Origin of the sequence: Streptomyces sp. x-80, from assembly GCF_046549095.1 — a bacterium.
Classification (GTDB): Bacteria; Actinomycetota; Actinomycetes; order Streptomycetales; family Streptomycetaceae; genus Streptomyces; species Streptomyces celluloflavus.
On sequence record NZ_JAJPWM010000017.1, the window covers coordinates 114,743 to 136,599 of the forward strand.

Annotated in this window: 19 protein-coding genes; 5 read left to right on the forward strand and 14 right to left on the reverse strand. The window is 70.0% G+C overall.

Annotation, left to right across the window (positions count from 1 at the left end):
- Nucleotides 1–166: 166 nt before the first annotated feature.
- The 3 genes from rocD to ACLJWH_RS29900 form a co-directional block, all read right to left on the reverse strand.
- A complete protein-coding gene (gene rocD / locus ACLJWH_RS29890) occupies nucleotides 167–1,426 on the reverse strand; it encodes an ornithine--oxo-acid transaminase (protein ID WP_411144893.1) in 1,260 nt (419 codons plus the stop codon).
- Nucleotides 1,423–2,232, reverse strand: coding sequence for a dimethylargininase (ddaH, locus tag ACLJWH_RS29895; RefSeq protein ID WP_411144996.1), 810 nt, complete (start codon nucleotides 2,230–2,232; stop codon nucleotides 1,423–1,425). Before ddaH ends, rocD begins: the two co-directional genes overlap by 4 nt.
- Before the next feature lie 307 nt (nucleotides 2,233–2,539).
- Nucleotides 2,540–3,067 (reverse strand): Lrp/AsnC family transcriptional regulator, encoded by a 528-nt coding sequence (locus ACLJWH_RS29900; protein WP_411144894.1) that lies wholly within the window; start codon nucleotides 3,065–3,067, stop codon nucleotides 2,540–2,542.
- Nucleotides 3,068–3,506: 439 nt separating this feature from the next.
- Here ACLJWH_RS29900 and ACLJWH_RS29905 point away from each other — a divergent pair, with 439 nt between their 5' ends.
- A complete protein-coding gene (locus ACLJWH_RS29905; RefSeq protein ID WP_411144895.1) occupies nucleotides 3,507–5,846 on the forward strand; it encodes a terpene synthase family protein in 2,340 nt (779 codons plus the stop codon).
- A 103-nt stretch (nucleotides 5,847–5,949) separates the two neighbouring features.
- Here ACLJWH_RS29905 and ACLJWH_RS29910 read toward each other — a convergent pair whose 3' ends face one another.
- The 4 genes from ACLJWH_RS29910 to ACLJWH_RS29925 all read right to left on the reverse strand — a co-directional run bounded on the left by ACLJWH_RS29910 (nucleotide 5,950) and on the right by ACLJWH_RS29925 (nucleotide 9,090).
- A complete protein-coding gene (locus tag ACLJWH_RS29910) occupies nucleotides 5,950–6,087 on the reverse strand; it encodes a hypothetical protein (protein WP_411144896.1) in 138 nt (45 codons plus the stop codon).
- Nucleotides 6,088–6,171: 84 nt separating this feature from the next.
- Nucleotides 6,172–7,392 (reverse strand): cytochrome P450, encoded by a 1,221-nt coding sequence (locus ACLJWH_RS29915; protein ID WP_411144897.1) that lies wholly within the window; start codon nucleotides 7,390–7,392, stop codon nucleotides 6,172–6,174.
- 56 nt (nucleotides 7,393–7,448) lie between these two features.
- Nucleotides 7,449–8,828, reverse strand: coding sequence for an NAD(P)/FAD-dependent oxidoreductase (locus ACLJWH_RS29920; protein WP_411144898.1), 1,380 nt, complete (start codon nucleotides 8,826–8,828; stop codon nucleotides 7,449–7,451).
- The gene (locus tag ACLJWH_RS29925; RefSeq protein WP_411144899.1) at nucleotides 8,818–9,090 is read right to left on the reverse strand and encodes a ferredoxin; all 273 of its coding nucleotides are present in this window, start codon (nucleotides 9,088–9,090) and stop codon (nucleotides 8,818–8,820) included. The genes ACLJWH_RS29920 and ACLJWH_RS29925 overlap by 11 nt, the downstream gene beginning before the upstream one ends.
- 330 nt (nucleotides 9,091–9,420) lie before the next feature.
- On the opposite strand from ACLJWH_RS29925, the gene ACLJWH_RS29930 reads away from it, so the two are divergent.
- Nucleotides 9,421–10,791 carry an alkaline phosphatase gene (locus tag ACLJWH_RS29930; protein ID WP_411144900.1) on the forward strand — a complete coding sequence of 457 codons (1,371 nt, stop codon included), beginning with the start codon at nucleotides 9,421–9,423 and terminating at the stop codon, nucleotides 10,789–10,791.
- A 210-nt stretch (nucleotides 10,792–11,001) separates the two neighbouring features.
- Here ACLJWH_RS29930 and ACLJWH_RS29935 read toward each other — a convergent pair whose 3' ends face one another.
- Complete coding sequence (locus ACLJWH_RS29935; RefSeq protein ID WP_411144901.1) at nucleotides 11,002–11,145, reverse strand: hypothetical protein; 144 nt, start codon at nucleotides 11,143–11,145, stop codon at nucleotides 11,002–11,004.
- A gap of 390 nt (nucleotides 11,146–11,535) precedes the next feature.
- Here ACLJWH_RS29935 and ACLJWH_RS29940 point away from each other — a divergent pair, with 390 nt between their 5' ends.
- Nucleotides 11,536–13,608, forward strand: coding sequence for a hypothetical protein (locus ACLJWH_RS29940; protein WP_411144902.1), 2,073 nt, complete (start codon nucleotides 11,536–11,538; stop codon nucleotides 13,606–13,608).
- 707 nt (nucleotides 13,609–14,315) lie between these two features.
- Here the strand turns inward: ACLJWH_RS29940 and ACLJWH_RS29945 are convergent.
- Nucleotides 14,316–14,582 (reverse strand): hypothetical protein, encoded by a 267-nt coding sequence (locus ACLJWH_RS29945; protein ID WP_411144903.1) that lies wholly within the window; start codon nucleotides 14,580–14,582, stop codon nucleotides 14,316–14,318.
- Between the two features lie 581 nt (nucleotides 14,583–15,163).
- Between ACLJWH_RS29945 and ACLJWH_RS29950 the strand changes: the two genes are divergently transcribed.
- Together ACLJWH_RS29950 and ACLJWH_RS29955 are read left to right on the forward strand one after the other, a co-directional pair.
- Nucleotides 15,164–16,096, forward strand: a complete 933-nt coding sequence (locus tag ACLJWH_RS29950) for a DUF6192 family protein (protein ID WP_411144904.1) — start codon at nucleotides 15,164–15,166, stop codon at nucleotides 16,094–16,096.
- A gap of 2 nt (nucleotides 16,097–16,098) precedes the next feature.
- On the forward strand, nucleotides 16,099–16,602 hold the full coding sequence (locus ACLJWH_RS29955) for a hypothetical protein (protein WP_411144905.1): 504 nt from the start codon (nucleotides 16,099–16,101) through the stop codon (nucleotides 16,600–16,602).
- Between the two features lie 137 nt (nucleotides 16,603–16,739).
- On the opposite strand, the gene ACLJWH_RS29960 is transcribed toward ACLJWH_RS29955, so the two are convergent.
- The 5 genes from ACLJWH_RS29960 to ACLJWH_RS29980 all read right to left on the reverse strand — a co-directional run bounded on the left by ACLJWH_RS29960 (nucleotide 16,740) and on the right by ACLJWH_RS29980 (nucleotide 21,841).
- Complete coding sequence (locus ACLJWH_RS29960; protein WP_411144906.1) at nucleotides 16,740–18,041, reverse strand: GNAT family N-acetyltransferase; 1,302 nt, start codon at nucleotides 18,039–18,041, stop codon at nucleotides 16,740–16,742.
- Nucleotides 18,042–18,230: 189 nt separating this feature from the next.
- The gene (locus ACLJWH_RS29965; RefSeq protein ID WP_411144907.1) at nucleotides 18,231–18,761 is read right to left on the reverse strand and encodes an ATP-binding protein; all 531 of its coding nucleotides are present in this window, start codon (nucleotides 18,759–18,761) and stop codon (nucleotides 18,231–18,233) included.
- A gap of 120 nt (nucleotides 18,762–18,881) precedes the next feature.
- Complete coding sequence (locus ACLJWH_RS29970) at nucleotides 18,882–19,619, reverse strand: class I SAM-dependent methyltransferase (protein ID WP_411144908.1); 738 nt, start codon at nucleotides 19,617–19,619, stop codon at nucleotides 18,882–18,884.
- Nucleotides 19,620–19,679: 60 nt separating this feature from the next.
- Entirely contained in the window at nucleotides 19,680–21,074 is a 1,395-nt protein-coding gene (locus ACLJWH_RS29975) for a hypothetical protein (RefSeq protein ID WP_411144909.1), read from the reverse strand.
- Between the two features lie 2 nt (nucleotides 21,075–21,076).
- Nucleotides 21,077–21,841 carry a hypothetical protein gene (locus ACLJWH_RS29980; RefSeq protein ID WP_411144910.1) on the reverse strand — a complete coding sequence of 255 codons (765 nt, stop codon included), beginning with the start codon at nucleotides 21,839–21,841 and terminating at the stop codon, nucleotides 21,077–21,079.
- Between the last annotated feature and the right edge of the window lie 16 nt (nucleotides 21,842–21,857).

Here is a 21,857-nt window from a genome sequence, read left to right on the forward strand (position 1 = left end):
GCGTGCCACGCGCGTCCCGCCTGCGGCGGTCGCCGCGTACGCCGCGTACACCGGGGGAGCGGGCGGGGCCGGCGCCCCCCGTGGGCCCCGCGGTGGCGCGCCCGCTCCACGCCCACCCGGCACTCGCTCGGCGTCAGCCCCGGCCCTCCCCCCGGCACCTGCGCGCTTACCCCAGCACCTTCCCCAGCGACGACAGCGCCGACTCCAGCACCTCGCGGGTGATGGTCAGCGGCGGGGCGAGCCGGATGGTGGAGCCGTGGGTGTCCTTGACGAGAACGCCCACGTCCAGCAGGCGTTCGCTGATCTCGCGGCCGGTGCCGAGGGCCGGGTCGATATCGACGCCCGCCCACAGCCCGCGGACGCGGAACCCGGTGACGCCCTCGCCGACCAGCGCGGCCAGCCCGGCGCGGAGCACCTCGCCCAGCTCGGTGGCCCGGCGCTGGAACTCGCCGGTGGCCAGCAGCTCGACGACGGCCGAACCGACCGCCGCCGCCAGCGGGTTGCCGCCGAACGTGGAGCCGTGCTCGCCCGGGTGCAGCACGCCGAGCACCTCGCGGCGGGCGACGACCGCGGAGACCGGCACGATGCCGCCGCCGAGCGCCTTGCCGAGCAGCACGACGTCCGGGACCACCGCTTCGTGGTCGACGGCCAGCGTGCTGCCGGTCCGCCCCAGGCCGGACTGGATCTCGTCGGCGATGAACAGGCACCCGTGGCGCCGGGTCAGCTCCCGTACGCCGGTGAGGTAGCCGTCGTCCGGGATGATGACGCCCGCCTCGCCCTGGATGGGCTCGATCAGCACGGCGGCCGTCGTCTCGTCCACGGCCGCTTCGAGCGCGGCGAGGTCGTTGTAGGGCACGACGCGGAACCCCGGGGTGAAGGGGCCGAAGCCGGCGCGGGCGGTCTCGTCGTCGGAGAAGCCGACGATCGTCGTCGTCCGGCCGTGGAAGTTGTCCGCGGCCACCACGATCGTCGCCCGGTCGGCCGGGACGCCCTTGACGTCGTACGCCCATTTGCGGGCGACCTTGATCCCGCTCTCCACCGCCTCGGCGCCGGTGTTCATCGGCAGCACCATGTCCAGGCCGGTCAGTTCGGCCAGCCCCGCGGCGAAGCCCGCGAGCCGGTCGTGGTGGAAGGCGCGGGAGGTGAGGGTGAGCTGATCGAGCTGGCGGTGCGCGGCCTCGACCAGCGCCGGGTGCCGGTGGCCGAAGTTGAGCGCCGAGTACCCGGCCAGCATGTCCAGGTACCGGCGCCCCTCGACGTCCTCGACCCAGACGTCCTCGGCGCGGGCGATGACCACGGGCAGCGGGTGGTAGTTGTGCGCGAGGACCGGCGCCTCGGCGCGGATCAGCTCCGCCGACGAACGGGGCGTACCGGCCGGGGCGTTGCCGGCGAAAGCGGTACCGGCGGTGCGGGTGGGCGCGGTCATGGGCGGACCTCCTGGGTGCAGCACTTGATGCCACCGCCGGCCTTGAGCAGCTCCGACAGGTCGACGGGGACGGGGACGTAACCACGGTCGGTGAGCTGGGCGATGAGGTCATGCGCCTGCGGGGCGATGAAGACGTGCCGCCCGTCGGACACGGAGTTGAGGCCGAACGCCGTGGCGTCGTCCCGGGTCGCGATCACCGCCCGCGGGAAGAGCCGCCGGAGGACCGCCCGGCTGCCGGCCGAGAACGCCGCCGGATAGTAGGCGATGTTCTCCCGGCCGCTCGCGTCGTCGAGGACGAAGAGCGCGGTGTCCAGGTGGTAGAAGTACGGGTCCACCAGTTGCAGGCCGATCGTCGGTACGCCGAAGAACTCCTGCGCCTCGTGGTGCGCCGCCCGCGCGGTCCGGAAGCCCGTACCCGCCAGGAGGAAGCGCCCGGCCGGTACGAGATCGCCCTCGCCCTCGCACTTCGACTCCGGCCGGTGCACGTCGTACCCCGCCGCCGCGAACCACGCCTCGTACGCGGCGGTTTCGGGCTGGCGCTGGGGCGCGTGGAACCGCGCTCCGAAGACCCGGCCCGCCAGCACGAGCGCCGCGTTCGCCGCGAACACCATGTCCGGCAGCCCGGCCACCGGCTCCACGCACTGCACGACATGGCCGTGGTCGCGGTAGGCGCGGATCAGCGCCGCCCACTGGCGGCCGGCGAGTGCGGTATCGACCTCCGTGTCCTGGCGCATCCACGGGTTGATGGCGTACCGCACGGTGAAGTGTCGGGGCTCGCAGACCAGATAGCGCCGGGGGCGCGCCACCGGGCCCGGCGACGGTGTACGGGGTATCGGTGCGGGGTCCGTGGACACCGGACCCGTGGGCACCACGCTCGTCGGCACAGAACGCTCCCTCCGTCTCCTTCGGGACGACCCGGGGGGCCGCCCTGGACGCCCCGGGGGCGGCCGCGAGCGACCACCACCCGGCACGGCCACGGACGACCACCGCTCGGGGTGATCGCCGGGCCGTCCTCAACGGTAGGCAGCCACCGCGACGCGCGACAAGCAACAAAGGCTGCGCACAGGCGCAGGAATGCTGCGTAGAACGGCGCGGGAGAGCTGGTTCGCTGCGTCAGTCCTGGGCGGAGACGCGTGCGCCGGCCTCTGGGCTGTCCGGGAGCAGATGAGAGAGGACCAGATAGCTGATCGTCTTGCGGATGAACGGTTCGGCCCGGATGCGCTCCAGCACCTCCTCGAAGTGCTGCACATCGGTCGCCCGGACGTGCAGCAGCGCGTCGGCGCCGCCGGTCACGGTCATGGCGGCGGCGATCTCCGGATGGTTGCGCACGACCTCCGCGAGCCGCCGGGGCGGCGCGGCGCTGTCGCAGTACACCTCGACGTACGCCTCGGTCAGCCAGCCCAGCGCGGCGGGCCGGACCGTCGCGCTGAACCCCGTGATCACCTGGTGTTCCCGCAGCCGGTCGACCCGGCGCTTGACCGCGGTCGCGGACAGCCCGATGGCCGTACCGATCTCCGCGAAGCTCGTCCGGGCATTGTCGATCAGCGCGGCGAGGATCTTGCGGTCCAGTTCGTCGAAGGGCGCGTGCTTGGCCGGTTCGGGGGACCGGGCGGGCCGGACGGTGGTGGGCCGGGCGGGCATGGCGGCAGTGGCGGACGTGGCGGACGCGGTGTGCTCGGCGGGTCCGGCAGATCCAGCAGGTCCGGTGGATCCGGCGGTTGCAGCGGATGCGGTCGGTTCAGTGGGTTCGGCGGGCCGGTGTGTCATGGCTGGCGATCCTCGCACGGCGCCGACGAGGTGCGAGCTGCGCGCCGCCGCGGTGAGAGCTGCGCGCCGCCGCGGTGGGAGCGGGGAACCGCCACGGCGTACGGGGGCCGGACAGGCGCCGCCAGAAGCAGCCGAATCGAACACATTTCGCCATCGGGGAAGGGCCTAGGACCTCGCGGGCCGGGGTAGTGCCGACCAGCCAAGAGGGGCGTATGCGCTGACGTCCGCGCCTCCCGGCTGCCGTACATACCCAGGAACCCAGGAACCCAGGAACCCCAGAAACCCCAGAAACCCCAGAAAGAGGCCAGGAACGGTGACACAGCCATTCGAACTGCCGGACTTCTATTCTCCCCATCCGGCGCGGCTGAATCCGCATCTGGAGGCGGCCCGGGAACATTCCAGGAAGTGGGCGCGCGATATGGAGATGCTGGAGGGCTCGGGCATCTGGACGGAACGGGATCTCGACGCCCACGACTACGCCCTGCTCTGCTCCTACACCCATCCCGACGCCCCGGAAGCGGCACTGTCGTTGGTGACCGACTGGTATGTGTGGGTCTTCTTCTTCGACGACCATTTCCTGGAGAAGTTCAAGCGGACGCTGGACCGCGAGGGCGGCAAGGAATACCTGGACCGGCTGCCGCTCTTCATGCCGATGGACCTGGCCACGCCCGTGCCCGAGCCGACCAACCCCGTCGAGGCGGGACTGGCCGATCTGTGGGCGCGCACCGTGCCCGACATGTCCGTGGAATGGCGGGCGCGGTTCGCCGAGAGCACCGAGAACCTGCTCAATGAATCACTGTGGGAACTGTCCAATATCCATATCAACCGCGTCCCCAACCCCGTCGAATACATCGAGATGCGCCGCAAGGTCGGCGGAGCACCGTGGTCCGCGGGCCTGGTGGAGTACGCGACCGGCGCCGAGGTCCCCGCGGCCGTGGCCGGATCCCGGCCCCTGCGGGTCCTCAAGGACGCCTTCTCCGACGGCGTACACCTGCGCAACGACCTCTTCTCCTACCAGCGGGAGACGGAGGAGGAGGGCGAGCTGAGCAACGGCGTGCTGGTGCTGGAGACGTTCCTGCGCTGCACGACGCAGGAGGCCGCGGACGCCGTCAACGACCTGATCACCTCGCGGTTGCAGCAGTTCGAGGACACCGTGCTGACCGAACTCCCCGCCCTCTTCGTGGAGCAGGGCCTGGACCCGCACGCCTGCGCCGACGTCCTGGCGTACGCCAAGGGCCTTCAGGACTGGCAGGCCGGCGGCCACGAATGGCATCTGCGCTCCAGCCGCTATATGAACGGCAGCGGCGCGGCGGCCGGCGCCTCCCCGGCCACGCGTCCCTCCTCGGCGCCCTCGCCCGCCCTGTCCGGGCCCGCCGCGCTGTCCGCCGCGCTGCCCTGGTCGCCGTTCGCCTTCAGCGGGCTGGGCACGTCGGCGGCGGATCTGAAGACCGTCCTCGCCACGGCCGTCACGCAGCGCCTCCGCCGCCACACCCACATCCCGTTCCAGAAGGTCGGCCCCTCCCAACTGCCGGACTTCGTCATGCCGTTCACCACGAAGCTCAGCCCGCATCTGGACCTGGCGCGCCGCAATGTCGTCACCTGGGCGCACCGCATGGGCCTGCTGCGGCCGCAGCCCGGTGTGCCGTTCTCCGACATCTGGGACGAGGACGCACTCGTCGGGTTCGACTTCGCCCTGTGCGCGGCGGGCCTCCACCCGGACGCCGACACGGAGCAACTGGACCTGGGCACACAGTGGCTGACCTGGGGCACGTACGCGGACGACTACTACCCGGCGGTCTTCGGCCGGACCCGTGACCTGGCGGGGGCCAAGGTGTGCACCGCCCGCCTGTCGGCCCTCATGCCCCTCGACCTCGCGACCCCCGCATCGGGCCCTGAGCCGGTACCGGGCTCGCCCTCCGCCGCTCTCGCACCGGCCTGCGCCCTCGAACACGCCCTGGCGGACCTGTGGGCCCGTACGGCGCGGCCGATGTCGCCCGACGCGCGCCGTGCGTTCCGTACGGCCATCGAGTCGATGACCTCCAGCTGGCTCTGGGAACTGGACAACCAGGCCCAGCACCGCATCCCCGACCCGGTCGACTACATCGAGATGCGCCGGTCGACCTTCGGCTCGGAACTCACCATGAGCCTCAGCCGTATCGGACACGGCCGGCAGGTCCCGCCCGAGATCTACCGCACCGGCCCGATGCGCTCCCTGGAGAACGCGGCCGCCGACTACGCCTGCCTCCTCAACGACGTCTTCTCGTACCAGAAGGAGATCGAGTACGAGGGCGAGGTCCACAACGGCATCCTGGTCGTCCAGAACTTCTTCCACTGCGACTACCCGACCGCGCTCGCCGTCATCCACGATCTGATGACCTCCCGGATGAGCGAGTTCCAGCATGTCGCCGCCCATCAACTCCCGGTCCTGTACGACGATTTCCAGCTCTCGGCCGAGGCGCGCGCGGCCCTCGACGGCTATGTGAAAGAGCTGGAGAACTGGCTGGCCGGCATCCTCACCTGGCACCGGGAATGCCGCCGCTACCGCGAGGCCGACCTGCGCCACGGCCCCGGCTCCGTGCAGCGGCTCATGGGCCCCACCGGACTGGGCACCTCGGCCGCCCGCCTGGTCCGGTCGGCCGTGAGCGTGGGGTAGGGGAGGGGCGTCGGACCGTACGGGTACGGAGCGCGTACGCAGCGACGCACGCGTACGGTCCCCGGCTCCGGCCACGGTCCGGCGCCGGGAGCCCCGTCCGTCGTCAGGCGCGCCGCCCCACCAGCTGTCCGGCCGGCTTGTCGAGGCGTCGGACGGTGCGGCCCTCGGTGGCGGCCACGTCCAGGGCCGCTTCCTCGGCTTCCTGGGCCAGGAACGCGTCAACATCGTCGAGCTCAACCACGATCTGGCCCGGCAGCCGTGACCGCGCCTCCGCGAACCGGGCCGGCGGGCCCCGCGTACCGGCGCGGCCCGCGCGGGCGTCGGCTCACCCGCCGCCCGCCCGGTCGACCAGCAGGTGGCGGGGGCCGCGCAGCACCGGGCTGCGCCGGTACGGGGGCGGGTCCTCGACCAGGCGGGGAGCGTCGAGGTGGCGGAGCAGCTCGGTCAGCGCGATCCGGGCCTCGACCCGGGCGAGCGGTGCGCCGAAGCAGTTGTGGATACCGCTGCCGAAGCCGAAGTGCTGGTTGTCCTGCCGGGCCGGGTCGAAACGGTCGGGATCCTCGAACCGCAGCGGGTCCCGGTTGCCGGCGGCGAGCACCAGGATCAGGGGTGCGCCCCGGGGGACGGTGATGCCCCCGACCTCGACGTCGGTGAGCGGGGTCCGCTGCGGCAGCAGCTGCACGGGCGGCTCGTAGCGCAGCAGTTCCTCCACCGCCGACGGCATCAGCTCCGGCGCCCCGCGCAGCCGCGCCAGCACGTCCGGGTGGCGCAGGAAGGTGAGCATGCCGTTGGTGATCAGGTTGACGGTCGTCTCGTGCCCGGCGATGAGCAGCAGGACCGAGGTCGCCATCAGCTCCGGCGTGGTGAGCCGTCCCTCGGGGCCCGCATCGTTGACGAGGGCGGAGAGCAGATCGCCGGACGGGTGGCCGCGCCGGGACCCGGCGAGCTCCGCCAGATAGTGCGCCATCGCCGTCCGGGCCTCACCGGCCGCACGCCATCGCCGCTCCGGGTCCGTCCCGGGGGTGAAGTCGAAACCGGCGATGACCGCGTTCGTCCAGGCGCGGATCTGGGGCACGTCCTCCTGGGGCACGCCCAGCAGCCCGCAGATCACGGTGACGGGCAGCGGATAGGCGAAGTCGTCCACGAGGTCGATCCGGTCCTTGCCCCGGAAGGCGTCGATCAGCTCCCGGGCGATCCGCGTGATGTCACCGTGCAGGGCGTCGATCCGCCCGGGGGAGTGCGGCGGGCCGAACGGCCGCATGGTGATGCGGCGCAGCCGGTCGTGTTCGGGGTCGTCCACCCCGATGAAGGCCGGCGGCAGATCGCCCCTTCTGAGCAGCGCGTCGCCCGGGTCCGTACGGTGCCGGACGTCCGAGCTGATCCGCGGGTCGTGGAGCAGCGCGGCGATCTCGTGGTACGTGCCCACCAGATAGCTGCCGTCGTCCTGCCGGGCCACCCCGTTCTCCCGGAGCTCGGCGTAGAGCGGATAGGGGTCGGCGCGGTGGGCGTAGTCGGTGATCCGGTGGAACAGGGTGTCCGTGGACATGCGCGCGGGCTCCTCATCGGGGGCGGGGGCGGGGGAGGTGTGCTGAGGGCGGCGGGTCAGCCGTTCTGCCGTACCACCACGGTCAGCCGCCGGTCCGGCAGATGGCCCGTGAGGGTGACGGTCGGGCCGTGCGAGAGCACCTTGGGGTCCGGTACGTCGGAGGGGACGGGGACCGGGGACTCCGGCCGGTCGGCGGCACCGGCCGCGGGCGGGAACGGCGCCGCGGACTCGATCAGCGTCTGGTAGTGCTCCAGCCACTTGGCCCGGTTCACGCTGACCGCCGCGGTGATGCGGCCCCGGTACCCGTAGACCGCGACCAGCCGGCCCTCCTTCAACGAGCCCTGGGCGATGACCACCTGGTCGGAGAACGTCGGTACGCCGACGGACTTGATGTTGAGGCCGAACTGGCTGGACCAGAAGGCCGGCACCGTCAGGTGCGGGCGCCGGCGCGGCCCCGGGCTGACCATGTTGTGGGCCGCCACCTCGGCCTGCGCGACCGCGTTGCCCCAGTGTTCGAGGGAGAGCATCTGGTACTCGAAGAGCGGATGCGGGAACCGGGCCACGTCACCGGCGACGAAGACATCGTCGGTGACGATCCCGTACATGTTGAAGGCCCGGCACCCCGCGTCGCAGGCCACGCCCCGGGGGCCGGCGGCGAGCCCCGATCCGGCCAGCCATTCGGTGTTGCGGACCGCGCCCAGGGCGACCACGGCGATCTCGGCGTCGATCCGGGTGCCGTCGGACAGGTCGGCGCCGGTGAGCCTGCCGCCGCTGCCGCGCAGCGCGGTGACCGTCACCCCGCAGCGCAGATCGACTCCGTGCGCGCGCTGCAACTTCGCGGCGAAGGCGCCGAGGGTCCCGCCGAGCGCGCCGACCAGCGGCGCGGGTCCGCGTTCGGCGACCGTCACCGCCAGACCGCGTTCCCGGCAGGCGGACGCGATCTCCGAGCCGGTGAACCCGGCGCCGATCACCAGGACCCGGCGCGGTCGGGCGTCGAGACGCTCGGCGAGGCGGGCCGCGTCGTCGAGCGTGCGCAGCGTCAGCACCCCGTCCAGCCGGGCCTGGTCGGGCCGCGGCCAGGGCCGGGCCCGCGTTCCGGTGGCGATCAGCAGCCGGTCGAAGGGCAGGTGCTCGCCGTCGGCGAGCAGTACCAGCTTCTCGACCGGATCCAGCCCGCTGGCCCGCACCCCGAGCTTCCACCGCGCGTCCACCGCGTGGCGGCGCGGCAGCCCGGCGTCCGCCGCGCGCACCCGCCCGAGCAGCACCTGCTTGGACAGCGGCGGCCGGTCGTACGGGGGATGGGGCTCATCCCCGACCAGCGTCAGCGAACCGCCGAAGCCTTCCGCGCGCAGCGTCTCGGCGGCCCGCAGCCCGGCCAGCGACGCACCGACGATGACGATCCGCCCACTGTGCCCGCCCCACGCTTCACCGGCCATCGACGCCCGCCCGTCCACCACCGGCACCGGCCGCCGGACCACCGGCACCGGAAGGCGCGGCACCGTCCCCCGCCGGTTCGCCGACGAGGATGGCCTGCACTGGGCAGGCCGCCGCCGCCCGCCGTACGTGTTCCCGCTGATCGCCCGGTACCGCCGGCGCGTACATCAGGGCCTCCTCACCGTGCAGCTCGAACACGCGCGGCGCGAGGAACACGCACTGCGCATAGCTCTGACACCGATTGAGGTCGACAACGATCTGCATCCCGGTCCGATCCACGCCTCGGCGCCACCCGTCCCCTCCGTCCTACTCCCCCGCACCGCACGGCGCGGCCGGAGCGGGGCCGGTCGGGGGACGCCGGGGCGCCGGCGCGGGTGCCGGCGGGACCGTCCGCCCGCGCCGGTGCGGTTCGCGGAGCGTCCGGCGCCGACCGGCTGCCGCGGGTCAGGGCGTACGAGGAGCACGGACCCGCATGAACCGCAGGCCCCACGTCAGTTGTCCCGTACGCCATCTCCGCGTCACCCGCGGTATCCGCGGCCCTGGTGTGCTCTGAGCCGGAGGCGGCGTGTGCCGTTCCGTCTAGGAGGAGATCGCATGTCCCGTTCCCGTATGCACCGCCGCGGCCTGGCCTGGGGCGCTGCGGCCCTGCTGGTCGCCGGTGTCGCGGTGCCCGCCGTCGCGTACGCGTCCGACTCCGGCCAGAGCGTCGCGCACACGGCCAAGAGCAAGCAGGCGAAGAACGTCATCCTGCTGATCGGCGACGGGATGGGCGACTCCGAGATCACCCTCGCCCGCGACTACACGGTGGGCGCGGCGGGCCGGCTGAACATGGACAAGTTCCCGAGCACCGGTGCGTACACCACCTACGCCGTCGACAAGAACGGCAAGCCGGACTACGTCACCGACTCCGCCGCGAGCGGCACCGGCTGGGCCACCGGCCACAAGACCGTCAACGGCCGGATCTCCAAGACCCCGGGCACCGACAAGGCGCTGCCGACGATCCTGGAGCTGGCGCAGAAGAACGGGCTGGCCACCGGCAGCGTCACCACCGCCGAGCTGACCGACGCCACCCCCGCCGTACTCGCCTCGCACGTCGGCGACCGCAGCTGCCAGGGCCCGGCCGACATGAAGAAGTGCTCCGCGGACACCCTCCGCAACGGCGGCCTCGGCTCGATCGCCGAGCAGAGCGTCAACCACAAGGTGGACGTGCTCCTCGGCGGCGGCAAGGCCCGCTTCGACCAGACCATCACCGAAGGCCCGTACAAGGGCAGGACGGTCACCGAGCAGGCCCGACGGCTCGGCTACCAGATCGTGACCGACGACAAGGGCCTGAGCGCCGTCAAGCCCGGCAAGCCGGTCCTCGGCCTCTTCGCGCCGGGCAACGTGCCCGTCGAGTGGACGGGCAAGCCCGCGGCCGTCGGCGGCACCGACCCGCAGCGCTGCACCACCAGCAACGCCGGGCGTCCGGCCGGCACCCCGAGCCTGGAGAACCAGACCCGCAAGGCCCTCGCCCTGCTGGAGACCAAGCAGAGCAAGAAGCACGGCAGCAACGGCAAGGGGTTCTTCCTCCAGGTCGAGGGCGCCTCGATCGACAAGCAGGACCACGCCGCCGACCCGTGCGGCCAGATCGGTGAGACCGCCGCCTTCGACCGCGCCGTCAAGGTCGCCCGCGACTACGCCGCCAAGCACCCCGACACCCTCGTGGTCACCACCGCCGACCACGGCCACACCAGCCAGATCGTGCCGCTGGAGGCCACCCCGCCCGGCCTCTCCGCCACCCTCGTCACCAACGAGGGCGGGAAGCTGAAGGTCAACTACTCCACCAACACCCCGGGCCAGTCCCAGGAGCACACCGGCACCCAGGTCCGGATCGCCGCCCAGGGCCCCAACGCCGACCGGGTCCTCGGCGTCACCGACCAGACCGACCTCTTCACCACCCTCCGCACGGCCCTGCGGCTGCGCTGAACCCTGCCACCCTGGTGAGGTGAGGGAGGGCCGGTGCACCCGGCCCTCCCTCACGCATTCGGTCCTCCCTCTCATGCACTCGGCCTTCTCCCGTAACAGCCGAGAGCTGACGGGAAACCCGGGAACTGACGGGGATTCCGGGAACTGACGGGAATTCCGGGAACTGGCTCACACCTGTCACTCACGCCGAGTGCACCGGTCACGCGAAGCTCAGCTCTCGATGCCTCGCCTCGCCAGATCGGCCGCGATGCCGTCCAGAACGCCGGCGAGACCCGAGACGAACAAGGCGTCGAGATCCCAGGGGTCGGCGCCGGCCCGCATCGCGGGGCCGAGCCGGGGATACGCACCGGGCACGAAGAGCGGACTCCGTACGTCCCCAGAACCCCCTGAAACCCCAGAAACCCCCGCAATCGGCCCCTCCCCCTGCTCTTCTCGCCCCTCTTGCCTCCAGGCCGATATGAACGACTTCGTCAAGCTGCTCATGAAGCGGCTGCGGCATCCGTGACCGTCGCGACCGGCACGCCGGTGGTGCCCGACGGCGATGGGGCTCGATAGCGAAGGGACCCGATGACGAAGGGACGGCGCGGCAAGGACCCGGCGTACCACCCTGAGGGCCCGCCGTGCGGTCATGAGGGCCCGCCGTGCGGTCATGAGAACCCGCCGTGCGGTCATGAGAACCCGCCGTGCAGTCATGAGGGCCCGACGTACAACACAGTGAGCGGGGCGGCTACCGTACACGGGCCCGTGATCCAGGCCCACACCGTGACCATCGGCGGCCGCCCGCGCTCACGTTTCGAGAAGGCGCTGGACAACGACGCGGACCTGCTCGCGGAATCGCTCCGCAATCAGTGGCGGGCGGAGGAGGAGCAGCGCAAGATCCGGGACCCGATCCCGCTGCCGGTCCGCTGGCTACTGGCGCCCGACGAGTTGATGGACCACTGGTCCAACATCCACCGCTCTTCGGACGGGAGCGTCTGCCACCGGGAGCGTCTGCCACCCGCTGTCCCTGGCCGGCCGGCTGGACGAGATCCTGGAGGTCCATCGCCGGATTCCCTCCCGGCGGCTGGTGGTGCTGGGCCGGGCGGGATCGGGAAAACGATCCTGACCATACGGTTCGTCCTGGACCGGCTGGCCGCCCGCGACACCCCCGCCGACCCCGTGCCGGTGCTCTTCAGCCTGGCGTCGTGGAATCCGTCCACCACGACGCTGCGCGGCTGGATGACCAGCCAACTGGAGCGCGACCACCCCCGCTTGGCCGACAAGCGCGACCAGCCCGGCTTGGCCAGGGCCGGCCCCGGCAGGTGGACACGGGCCGCCGCGTTGGTCGGCAACGACCGCATCCTGCCCGTCCTGGACGGGTTCGACGAGATCGCCGACGGTCTGCACCGTCCCGCGCTGGAAGCGCTCAACGACACCGACATGCCCCTGCTGCTGACCAGCCGCCGTACCGAATACGCCGCCGCGGTGACGGGAACCAAGGCCCTGAACTCCGCCGCGGTCGTCGAACTGACCGCCCTCTCCCTGACCGCCCTCTCCCTGACCGACCTCAACAACTACCTGCCGCGCACCACGCGCAAGGCGACGCCCACCTCGACCGGGTGGGAGCCCGTCCTGGAACACCTGCGCGACCATCCTCGGCACCCGGCCAGCGTCCGTCTCACCACGGTGCTGGCGACTCCGTTGATGGGCGCGCTCGCCCGCACCATCTACCGCGACACTCCGGACCGCGACCCGTCGGAGCTGCTGGACACCGACGGGTTCCGCACCCCCGAGGCTCTTGGAGATCACCTCCTGGACAACTTCATCCCCACGGTCTACCGCGACCAGGCCCCGGCGCACCGCGCACGCATCCCGCACCGGCTCGGCTATCTCGCCCAGCACCTGGACCGGCTCGGCACCCGCGACCTCGCCTGGTGGCAGCTGGGCAGCACCCTGCGCCGCTCGTCGCGCATGTGCGTCATCGGGCTCGTGACCGCGCTGGTCTTCGGACTCATGGACGCGCTGCTGATGTGGTTCGTGCTCTGGTACGAGGGGGCCGGACCTGTGCCGGGACTCCTGACCGGACTTCTGAACGGGCTCTCGTTCGGGTCCGCAGCCGGTCTGGCCTTCGGACTCGCGTACGGACTCATGTACGGGAACGCGGCACCGGAGCCGTCGCGCGTACGGGTGCGGCTGCTCGGCGGCACGAAGGAGCTGCGCAAGGAGATCGTCCCCAGGCTGCTGATCGGATTCGTCGGCGGGTTCGGCTTCGGATTCATGGCCTGGACCGTGGACACACTCGTGATCGGACTGGCGGGACCGTCCGGGGACGGGCTCCTGACCTTTCTCGCCCACGGGGCGCGAACCGGGCTCATCAACAGGCTCATGTACGGACTCGCCGCCGGTCTCACGTTCGCGCTCACGGCTGTGTTCGAAGCCCCCATCGATATCGACACCGCCGTCAGTCCCCCCGACCTGCTGCGCACCAACCGTGTGATGGTGCTCTTCCACCTGCTGGTGTTCGTGCTCTTCACCGGGATCGGGGGCGGGATCCTGTGCTGGACCCAGTTGATCAGGATCGTCGACTGGATCTCGATCGGGGCCGTGGGCGGCCTGGGCGGCGGGCTCGCCTACGCACTCAGCCTGACGGCATGGGGCCAGTGGGTGACCCTGTCCCGCATCTGGCTGCCGCTCACCGGCCGGCTCCCCTGGGCCGTGCACGCCTTCCTGAAGGACGCTCACCGGCGCGGCGTACTGCGCCAGTCCGGCGCCGTCTACCAGTTCCGCCACGCCCGGCTCCAGGACCACCTCACCCACGCCTCCCGAATGCCCCGGTGAGACGGCACGGCGCCGCCCGTACCCACGCGAGGCAACAGCAGCCAAAACCGCAACCACACACGTCGAAGGGCCCCACCGCGAACGGTGGGGCCCTTCGACATCGTGCCCGGTGAGGCACTGGCGGAGGATACGAGATTCGAACTCGTGAGGGGTTGCCCCCAACACGCTTTCCAAATGTTCGTATGGGGGTCCGGCGGGGGTCGTGCCCGTCCTGACCTGCGGCGGAGCGTTTGGCGTGGCTTGGTCTGTACGGTCCCGGACGGGGGTGAATGAGACCAGGACTGAGACCGGGAGCGTGCCTCACTCACACAGACCAGATTGGTCAGAAAGATACGGCTTGGTATCCAATCCAGATATCCCAGTACGTCCGCTCACGCATTGCTCACGCACGGCGGGACCAGCCCCGCACGGCGATCTCCGCAGTTGTCGTCGTCCAGCAGTCTCTGTGTAGGGACACCGAGGGCGGTCGACCCAGAAGCCTGAACCGCTCTGGATGCGGGGCGAGGATCTCGTGAACCGTCCACGAGACCTCTGGATGGCGCTTCTCCGGCGGCCAGGCAACTGCGACCCTGCGATACCGCTCTAGCCGTTGGACCGAGAGCCCGATCTCCTCAGCGAAGCGGACCATCATGGCGTGGCGCTGACGGCGGGTACAGCCCAGTTGCTGAGTCAGGGAAACAGCTAGGTCTCCGATACCGAACTTCTGCTCACCGCTGAGACGGATCTTGCTCCGGTCCCTGCCGAGGCCGTCCGTGGGGCTCGTAGTCGGATTCGAGCTTGCTGTAGAAGGCATCGCAGATTCCTTCGTACCAGGTGCGCATGGAGCCGGCGGCGATGACATCTTCCAACGGGGCGAGTCCGTAGCCGCACACCGTGCAGACGATAAGGCTGCCGTCCGGGCCGACGCCGATTCGCCGACGGCGGTAGCAGTACTTGCAGTACCAGACTTCTGGGATCAGCCTGCGGCGGGTCATAGCTCAACGGTCACCTCCCCGGTCCACAGATGGTGGGCGCAGTCTTGGCAGCACTGAACGAGCGGGAGGCAGGACGGCGGCGCGCCCCTCTGTCGTTTGGGCGCCCGCGAGCTGCATGTACTTGGCCAAGATGGAGGGGCTGATGTCTATCTGGCGTGCAAGGATCCGAAGCACCTTGTTGTCCCTGACTCGCGTTTTCAGCGCCCTGAGCGCGAGATCACCAAGGTCGACTTGCGGCCGGCGCTTCTCGCTCGCCAACCGCCCGCCGCGCCGGACACTCTCCTCCCCCGGGGCATGGCCAGTCTGAGGGGCACCGGGGTGCTCGCACATAAAGGCACCTCCTTGATGCCGCAGGGTGCGTCTCTCCTTCCAGCATCGCTCCTGTCGCTTCCTGGGGAGTCGGGAGCTGTGCCGTTCCAGGCACCCGCAGGGCGATGACCAGCGGAGTAGATTGGTAGGTAGACGGTTAAGAGCCGCCGGGGGCTGGTGTTGTTGCTTAACGGCCCCGTACAGCGTTAGACGAGCGGGCACGGACCGGCTCAAGGGCACACGTGCCTGGCACACGAGTGAGGAGGCTCCTCGTGGCAACCCTGACCCTCCCTCCTGGCTATACGAAGGCCGAATGGGAGCCGATCGTCCGCAAGGGGCGGAAGCTGATCAAGCAGAAGTCCAGCATTCAGTTCGCGCTGGGCGATCTCGTGATCGATTCCCTGGTCGGCCACTCACGTGGACACGGTGAGGTGGCGCAGGTCATCGAACTCCTCGCCCATCAGATCGGCATCAACGCGGCCACGCTCCGAAACCACTACGCGGTTGCATCGCAGTGGCCCAAAGAAAAGCGTCGCGCGGACGTCTGCTACTCCGTCCACAGAGAGCTTTCCTACGTCCGGAGCCGCTACATCCTGATCCGGAAGGATCCGTACGACCCGATCTCGAAGGAGAACCGCTGGACCGAGAACGAGGCCCAGAAGGTCGCGAACCACGCCTTTGACACGCCCAGCAACAAGGACGAACGGCTGGCCCGGACCCGACGGCTCCTGCACAGCGATGAGGATGCAGCAGAGGTCGTCAAGGAAATGATCACCAGACCGGAGGTTCGAGGCCGGGTCGTGGCCGACCGGCGCTCGCGCAATCTGTTGCGTGAGGCCCAGTACGAACACTGGCAGCAAGTCGATCACGAGATCGAGGCCGAGGCTGAGCTCGCCCCCACAGAGGATGCTGGGGAAGTCGAGGAAGTTGCCGAGGAGACGGCAGCCCCGGCGGTCGACTACAAGGAGGCGCCCCTGGAGATCCTTCGGCTGATCGGGAGCTTCGCATCGTTCTTCGTTTCCCTGCAGCGGATCATTCCCGAGATCCACGCCCAGGACTACAACGAGGAGACGAAGGCAGCGGTACTCGACAACGTCCTCAAGGCACGCATGCTCCTCGATTGGTGCGAGAGCGCCATCAGGACAGGCCGTACCGACATGGACAAGGCGCTGGCGAGCCTGCTGGAGGACGAAGAAGGAGAGTAACGATGGCCACGCAGCGCCGCCAGGCGGCGCACGACAGTGGAGAGGATATTTGGGACCGAGTGGTCGAGGCAGGCGAGGACGGCCTTGAGCGGGAGGATGCGATTGGCCGCAACACGCCCTCTCAGTTCGAGCGGGGCAAGGCGTGGATCCGCGACCACCAATGCGCGAACAAGAAGACCAACTTCACGCTGGTACACGGCCGCTATGCGGCTTCGAATGATGTCGACAAGGCCAAGTTGTACGCAACGATACGGCTGGAGTCGTTGTACAGGTCGGCTGTGCGCGTCTACAAATGCTCGTTGGCGAATCTTCCGCCAGAGGCTCAGAGCGACCTGTCGATCATGCTGCTGACCAAGACCTGCAAGGACATCTTCGCCGCGATGCAGTTCCTGGAGGAGGCAGGCTTCTCTGCTCAGGCCGCAGCGGAGACCTCGAAGGTCAAATCCAAGACGTCTACCGCATCGGCAAAAGGCCGGAAGGCGTCGAGGGCCACCGCGCGGCACTGATCTGAAGGGACACGGGTCGGGCCCACAACAAGGGTGGGCCCGACCCGTGCACGTCGAGCGTCACCGGATTGGGGCTGCTCTGCAAGTCGATCCTGCGTGTGCCGCTTGCCTTCCGGGCTCCTTTCAGTAGGCCCGCGTTAACTGATCCAGATCCCCTGGGGCGAGACCCGGCGGGCGAGCTGCTGGCCGGCGTCACTCACAGGGGTCGACCAGGACACGTCGGCCACTTGGCATCCGAAGTCGTCGGCCAATGCTTGAACGAGCATGGCGCCGACGCCCTGGCGGCGATAGATGTCCGCGACCCAGATCAGGATGATGCGCGGGCGCAAGGTGCTGTCGTGGTCGCCGTCAGGAGAACCGTCGACCAGGTCCCAACGGAGATGCTCGCTGGCGTCGTTGGCGGCCAGGTAGCCGATGACGTGCCCGTTCGCCTTCAGTAGGTAGGCCCGTACGTTGTCCGAGGTTGCTTCAGGTTCGCCAAGGTGGTTCCACGAGTTGAAGTCGTAGTGCTCTTCCTTCTGCGGCATCCGCGCTACCCGGTTGGCCAGCCTGCGCCACGAGATGGGTGACTGCGTCGTCACGACGGCCAGGTCGCTGTGCCATTCAAGGTTCTTGGGCGCCCTGATGCCGAACGTCCATGCTGTGTGGTGGGTGGTGTGCTGGCTATCGCCGTCCGCCAGGTCTCGCAGGCTCATCCCGCAAGGGCATCCGGAGCGGTCTGGTGTTGTCACCTCGCGGAACTCGACGCGGGTCGCCCCGTAACTGAGGTCCTGGTCTTGTCCGCCCACCCAGGGTCGGATGGGCATACTGTCCGGCTCGTCATACTCGGACCAGCGGTCCACCCAGCCGGGGTACCGCTCGGGGCGGTTCTCCCGTAGCAGCTTCTCGACGGGCGACAGCGTCGGGCGGACCCACACGCTGCCGGCCGTGGCCCGCCCGTTGAGGCGCACTCCCTGCTGCCTGGCCTTGCCCCGCAGGAACCTCAGGAACACACGGGGCGGCGGATCGAAGTCGACACCACGGATCAGCTCCCGCTCGCCAGGGGCCAGCCAGTCGTCGACGGGCAGGGCCAGCTGGTCAGCAAGTGCCCTGGCAGCACCGTAGTCGTGGTTCAGCTCGGCGACGTGCAGGGCCTCGACCGCGGCCTTGACCTGCCGGAATGGAACGAACAACGTGACCCAGCTCGGCCCGTTGCTCCACGAGAAGCTGTCCGAGCTGCCGTCGTACCGGAGACGGTCGATGGCCGCACCGCGCGCCGCATCGATGGCTTCCTGGTAGGCGGAGGGCAGTTCGGGGTCAAGGCCCTGCCGCCGCGCGACCTCGGCATACCCGTCGCGGTTGAGCTGGACTGTGGCGTACCAACGGGAAGGACGGACTTCGATTTTCCGGGTGCGCCAGTTGTAGGGGGGAGGGTCGAGGTAGACAGTTTGCTCGGTCATGCACTCTGCTCCGGAGGGCTACAGACATCGGCACGGGGGACGTCATACAGGGTGCCGGGTAGATCGTGCGGCCATAGGGTTTTGCGCATCTTTCGTCTGCTGATCTGCGCGGAGTACCAGCCATCGAACGCGAGAGCCAACGCGATTCGGGCAGCGCATATTTGGCCGAGGGCGCACCAGGCCATGCGGCTACAGCTCGCGCAGGCCGGTCAGGACTCGTCCTATGACCAAGGGCGCGGCTTGCTGACTGCCGATGCCGGGCTCACTCAGGTCGCCGGTGGGGCAAGCGGGGACCTCTGCCCAGACGATCTTTCCGGGGGGTATCTGTGCGGGCGAGTAGCCCCAGCGATCGGCCATGGCCTGGATGAGCACGAGTCCGCGGCCTTCGGTGGCGCTGGCGTCATGGGGGCGAGGCGTCGGCGGTCGCGGGTCGGGGTCACTGACTGCGAGGATGATGCCGTCGTCGGTGGGCCAGAGCCCGAGAACGATGATGCCGAGACCCATGGATCCGGAATCGGTCGGCTCAGTAGCCCCCGCCGACTGGGCGTGCCGGATTGCGTTGGTGGCCAGTTCCGAGATGACGAGTCGGGCGACTTCGATGCCATCGGAGGGGAAGCGCCAGCGCTGGAGGACGTCGACGGTGTGGCGACGTGCCCAGGCGACGGCGTTGGGAGTGGCGGCGAGGGTCAGCTCGCTGATGGGCGGGAGGGCCTGGTTCATCGGGGTGGCTCCCTCGGCGGCGCTGTCTGGTGGGTGAGTGGCGCCGTGGCGTGGGCGGATGCCCGCGAGCCCGGGGCGGCTAGGGACGGGGCGTCCCGGACTCGCGGGCTGCTTGAGGGGCTACTTCGTCGCGACCACGTAGACACTGCCCCAGCGGCGCTTCGGATTGGCCATGGCGGGGTCGAACGTCCAGGGCTCGACGCTGGTGAAGCCCGCCTCGGTGAAGAGCTGGACGAGCTTCTCGTGGTCGTAGGCCCACAGGTGCGGGGTGTAGGTGGGGTCGTCGTCCTGGTCGCGGAAGACGAGGTTGACGAGGTCGAGGCGGGTGTTGATGTCGCCCCGGCAGTCGCGCTTGGCGTACCAGCGCTCGATCGTCTCGTCGACGGCGTCCAGAGGGCCGGGGTACTGGTTGAGGGCGAAGGCGGCATCGGGGACGCCGGTGATGATCCGGCCGCCCGGCACAAGGACACGGTGGGCCTCGCGGGCGTAGTGCTTGGCCGAGCGCGGGTAGTCGATGTGCTCCAGGAAGTGCTCGGAGAAGATCTCGTCGGCGCTGTCGTCCTGGAGGGGGATGCCTTCGCGGATGTCCCAGAGGAGGTCGGCCGGTGGGACGAGGTCGATGTTGAAGAAGCCGTCGATGCGGTGGGCCCCGCCGCCGATCTGCACCTTGGTGGGCTTGGCGTCGATCCGGCCGTGGGGCCAAGCGCGCCGGCTGGCGTGGTGGTAGCGGTGGAGTTCGATCTCCTTGGCGGCGGTCCGGAGGCTACGGGCGAGGCCGTGGGTGGTGGCGGGGTCGGCGAGGACAGAGGCGATCTGTTCGCCGAGAAGGTCGGCGGAGGGCATGCCGGAGGGACTCATCACGGATCTCCTGCGTGTGAGGTTGCTCGGGGTGGTGTGGGCCGCGAGAGGCGGCGGTGGTCAGGCGGCGCTGGGCGCGGGGGCCGTCCACTGGTTGTTGCGCATCAGGGTGTACTTGATGTCCACCAGCCGCGGGGCGATGGTCAGCGAGAGCTCTTCGGCCGGGTGGAGGTGGCCGGCGACGTCCTGCTCGGCGCGCCAGACGCGGTAGTCGAGGTTGGGGTAGGCCGGGTTAATGCCGATCTCGCCCTTGGGCATCGTGCCGTTGAACGGGGCGACGATGTCCATGTGGTTCCAGTAGTTCCAGGCTTGCAGCGCCTTGTACTGATCGAAGTAGAAGTAGAAGTCGGGGTAGCGGCCGAAGGTGCGCAGTTCCCGGTGGATGAGGTGGCCCAGGAGCGGTCCGAGCTGGGTGGCCAGCGAGTCGAACTCCCAGCGCGTGTGGTGCCAGGCTTCGGGGGCGTCGCCGGGCGCGAAGAGGCGGGCGGCGACGAGGTAGCTGATCCGCTCAACGAGGTACGCGCTCGCGTGACCGGTGTCGATGGTCGGGTCGACGTGGTGGATGAGCCCGGCCAGCTGCTTCGGGCGGGGGCGGAAGCTCGCGAGGTCGAACTTGCCGGCCATGGCGGGGAAGGAGGCGAACAGCATCTCCTTGTACAGCCAGTTGTTCAGCTCGCCGAGCTCGGCCAGGCGCCGGGTGCGGTGCGAGGTGGAGTGGAGCATCAAGTACTCGGCGACCGCCTCGAAGTACAGGTAGCCGAGGATCGGCAGTCGCGGGATCGTCTCGTCGAGCAGCTTCAGGAAGGGCTCGGCATCGACCTGCGTGCCCTGGTGGGCGACGCCGGCAGCGGTGGCGAGGAGCGCGGACGAGTTCTTGACCCGGCTGACGACGGTCTCGCGCAGCTGGTGCCGTTCGTTCTTGCTCAGCAGGTATTCGAGGTGGCTGTAGATCTGTAGGTGGATGAGGCCCAGCCGCAGGTAGTCCACACCGGCGAGCCCGCGGTACGCGTGCGGCGGGGTGTTGATCTCGAAGATCAGCGGGGTGGGGACGCGGTCGGTGACGCCGAGCTTGGTCAGGAAGCCCGGCGCTTCTTTCGTCAGGACGTAGGCGCCGAGGTTGTGCATGCGGAAGCCCTGGTCGGTCGCGGTGAGCGGCGCGCAGTAGATGCTTCCGACGAGGCAGCCGCCCGACGGGTAGAGCACGCCCTGCCGGCTGATCTCCTCCAAGGCGTGGGTGACGTGCAGCAGGTGAAGCTTGCCGTTGCCACTCAGGGCCTCGAAGAGGGCGTTCTGCCGCAGCAGGTGGCCGTTCGGCGTCTCCTCGGCGAGCCGTCGTTCCCAATCCGCAGTCTGAGTGGCGAGCGGGTCGGTGTGGTCGGTGGGGCTGGGGGCGAGGGTGGAGTCGAAGAAGGCGTGGGCGTCGGCCCACAGGTGGTAGGCGTCGAGGAAGTCCATGGTCAGACCAGGCCCTTCTCGGCGAGCGCGTAGCGGACGGCCGCGGTGCCACTGGCCCCTGCGAGGTAGGCCCTCTCAGAGGCGAGGACCAGGTCGAAGGCGAGGTCACGCTGCTGGTCGAAGGCGGGTTCGCGAACGTACCGGGCGTCCGGCCACCACTTCAGTTTCGGCAGGCGGTAGCGGTCCAGGGCATCTGCGGCCTTGAGCACGTCGGTGATGCGCTCGGCCCGGGAGTGATCGGCCCGGTCGTCGGCGGTGAACGCCTCGTACGGGACGTCGTGCAGTCGTACGGCGGTCGCCACCTGCACGATTCGCCGTGGTGTGGCAATGAGGCCGAAGTGGCCCCAGACGGTGTCGGCGTTCGCGGCGAGCCAGATGGCCGCGCGGGCGCCATGCCCGCGGTCGTCCTGGTCGTGGCGTCGCTGGCAGTCGTGCACGGCGGCGGCGAGGATCGCCGCGGCCGTGTCGCCTTCGTCGAGGCCGTTCGCCTCGACGAGGACGGCAGCGAGCGCCGCCGTCCTCATGGCGTGCCGGACGCCGTGGAGCGACGTGTACAGGTGGGGGTCGGCCCACCATGGGGTGGGCAGTCCGCCGTGGGCGAGCAGGTCCTTCGATTGCGGGCGCAGGACCGGTGCCGGCGTCGGCGGGAGGTCGGGCCTGTTGTCGCTGATCCACGCGAGGGTGGCGTGGTCCATGTGCTGGTGGAGCGGAAGCTGCCCACGGGCAGCCAGGTCGATCAGACTTGCGGTCAACGGGGTCGTGCTCATTCGTGCCCACCCCCCT

Excerpts from the sequence above, each read along its gene's own strand:
- rocD (WP_411144893.1), bottom strand. The coding sequence starts at position 1,426 with ATGACCGCGCCCACCCGCACCGCCGGTACCGCTTTCGCCGGCAACGCC.
- ACLJWH_RS29900 (WP_411144894.1), bottom strand. The coding sequence starts at position 3,067 with ATGCCCGCCCGGCCCACCACCGTCCGGCCCGCCCGGTCCCCCGAACCG.
- ACLJWH_RS29915 (WP_411144897.1), bottom strand. The coding sequence starts at position 7,392 with ATGTCCACGGACACCCTGTTCCACCGGATCACCGACTACGCCCACCGC.
- ACLJWH_RS29920 (WP_411144898.1), bottom strand. The coding sequence starts at position 8,828 with ATGGCCGGTGAAGCGTGGGGCGGGCACAGTGGGCGGATCGTCATCGTC.
- ACLJWH_RS29925 (WP_411144899.1), bottom strand. The coding sequence starts at position 9,090 with ATGCAGATCGTTGTCGACCTCAATCGGTGTCAGAGCTATGCGCAGTGC.
- ACLJWH_RS29930 (WP_411144900.1), top strand. The coding sequence starts at position 9,421 with ATGTCCCGTTCCCGTATGCACCGCCGCGGCCTGGCCTGGGGCGCTGCG.
- ACLJWH_RS29945 (WP_411144903.1), bottom strand. The coding sequence starts at position 14,582 with ATGACCCGCCGCAGGCTGATCCCAGAAGTCTGGTACTGCAAGTACTGC.
- ACLJWH_RS29955 (WP_411144905.1), top strand. The coding sequence starts at position 16,099 with ATGGCCACGCAGCGCCGCCAGGCGGCGCACGACAGTGGAGAGGATATT.
- ACLJWH_RS29960 (WP_411144906.1), bottom strand. The coding sequence starts at position 18,041 with ATGACCGAGCAAACTGTCTACCTCGACCCTCCCCCCTACAACTGGCGC.
- ACLJWH_RS29965 (WP_411144907.1), bottom strand. The coding sequence starts at position 18,761 with ATGAACCAGGCCCTCCCGCCCATCAGCGAGCTGACCCTCGCCGCCACT.
- ACLJWH_RS29970 (WP_411144908.1), bottom strand. The coding sequence starts at position 19,619 with ATGAGTCCCTCCGGCATGCCCTCCGCCGACCTTCTCGGCGAACAGATC.
- ACLJWH_RS29975 (WP_411144909.1), bottom strand. The coding sequence starts at position 21,074 with ATGGACTTCCTCGACGCCTACCACCTGTGGGCCGACGCCCACGCCTTC.
- ACLJWH_RS29980 (WP_411144910.1), bottom strand. The coding sequence starts at position 21,841 with ATGAGCACGACCCCGTTGACCGCAAGTCTGATCGACCTGGCTGCCCGT.